Origin of the sequence: Alicyclobacillus herbarius DSM 13609 (assembly GCF_000430585.1) — a bacterium.
In the GTDB taxonomy this organism is placed as follows: Bacteria; Bacillota; Bacilli; order Alicyclobacillales; family Alicyclobacillaceae; genus Alicyclobacillus_G; species Alicyclobacillus_G herbarius.
In genome coordinates, this window is sequence record NZ_AUMH01000054.1 from 1 (window position 1) to 1,978 (window position 1,978).

Here is a 1,978-nt window from a genome sequence, read left to right on the forward strand (position 1 = left end):
TCGGCACAGCGTTCAGTCCGCTGGCGGAATGACGGTACAACGCTCACGACAATGGCGGTGAGAAATTCACCGCCAAATAGCGTGAGCGGCTACACGATCGGAAGAATCAACCCTAATGACAGTACGAATCCATGAATAAAAGCGACGAACAATTCCGGCCCTCCCCAGTGTTCCACCTTCCGAATTACTTTCATGGTAACGGAACGGTATAATCATCGTATACGAAAGTATCGATTATAATCATCGCTCTATTCGATTTAGGGAGGTTTGCCCGTGGAGCTTAAACAACTCATGCTATTCCGGGTAGCTGCTCAAGAGTTGAATTTCACCCGTACGGCTGAAATCCTGAATTATGCTCAATCGACCGTTACTGCGCAAATTCAATCATTGGAGTCAGAACTTGGCGTGGCCCTGTTTGAACGTCTCGGAAAACGTGTGATCTTGACTGAGTATGGGCGCCGTTTCAAGACCTACGCTGACCAAATTCTCGCTTTATCGGACGAAGCGAAGAATGTGGTCGGAGGCCAAGGCGAGCCAAACGGGACCCTCGTGATTTGTGCCCAGGAGACCCAGTGTACGTATCGGTTGCCTCTCCTTCTGAAAGAGTTTCAAACTCGCCATCCGAACGTACAGCTCATGTTCCGTCCGGGTGTCCCTGATGATGAGATTCGGGTACTTCTCAGCAATGGAGAGTTGGATGTCGCTTTCCTGTTAGAGCCGCCCGTTACTTCCAACTCACTAATTGTGGAACCGCTCTGTCCGGAGCCCATCGTCCTGGTTTGTCAGCCGGGACACGTTCTATCGACACTCCCTGAGGTGAAGCCGAGCGATCTCGTTGGTCAAACGGTTCTCCTCATTGAGGATGGGTGCCACTATCGGCGTGCGTTTGAAGAAGCACTCAATTCTGCAGAAGTTCGTCCATCAAACAGACTTGAACTTGGCAGTGTCGAGGCCATAAAGCGCTGTGTGATGGAAGGTATTGGTCTTGCAGTCTTACCGGAAGTGGCGGTTGCAGAAGAGGTGAATGAGGGTCGGTTGGCAGTCCTGCCGTGGACTGGATGCGATTTCTCTATCGTGACGCAACTTGCGTGGCATAAGGACAAGTGGATGTCTCCAGCATTGAAGGCGTTTATTGATTTGGCACGAGAGGTTTTACCGAGTAAATAGTGGCTTACAAACCAATTTAAGAGCACAGCGGATCCTTTTTTTGCTGGTCCCAAGGCAGATTCACGTACAACCTATTTCACTGACAAGATATCTCCATTAGTCATCTCTACCAATGCCTGGGGCGTCAATTGAAACACGGCCTTGGGATGTCCAGCTGCTGCCCAAATAACGTCATACTGCAACAGATCCTCATCGATCAGGGTTTTCAGTGGCTGCGGATGTCCAATGGGTGGTACCCCTCCGATAACGAAACCTGTGTGTTCTCTTACGTAGTCGGCATCGGCCTTCTCCAATGGCTCTTGAAGCCACTCCGCAATACGCTTCTCATTCACACGATTGATACCACTTGCTATCACTAGGAGAGGTGACCCTGAGTTCTTACGGCGAAATACGAGAGATTTAGCGATCTGCGCCACTTCACAGTTTATTGCTGCGGCAGCCTCTGCGGCCGTACGTGCACTATCAGGGAGTTCCACAACGGTGAATGTGTATCCGAGTGCCTTAATGGCATCTTGTACTCTTTGAGCGCTTGGCTTCAAGGAATTTATCGGCATCAACTCCTTTACAGGAATTTCATTCTGTTTTGTGCAGACGAAGACCGAGTTCAAAACACTTAATTAACCATCAATAAAATTGATTCGAGCTCATCCCAACTTTCTCCTGCAGGAATTATATCAATTGCTTTCGAAAGACATATCCGTCGAAATGACCACGGTCATCCTCTCTCAGGGAAAGTAGGTTTTTCTTCGTTTTTCTCACTCAATCGCACGATTTCGCATTTGACTCCTTGCGTACCCAGACCGCAAAATGT

General features: G+C 49.0%; 2 protein-coding genes. One reads left to right on the forward strand and one right to left on the reverse strand.

Features of this window, described 5'->3' with window-relative positions; genetic code table 11:
* Window positions 1–273 precede the first annotated feature (273 nt).
* Complete coding sequence (locus H522_RS0116370; protein WP_026963131.1) at window positions 274–1,167, forward strand: LysR family transcriptional regulator; 894 nt, start codon at window positions 274–276, stop codon at window positions 1,165–1,167.
* Window positions 1,168–1,238: 71 nt separating this feature from the next.
* On the opposite strand, the gene H522_RS0116375 is transcribed toward H522_RS0116370, so the two are convergent.
* A complete protein-coding gene (locus H522_RS0116375) occupies window positions 1,239–1,775 on the reverse strand; it encodes a YbaK/EbsC family protein (protein ID WP_245578162.1) in 537 nt (178 codons plus the stop codon).
* Window positions 1,776–1,978: the final 203 nt, after the last annotated feature.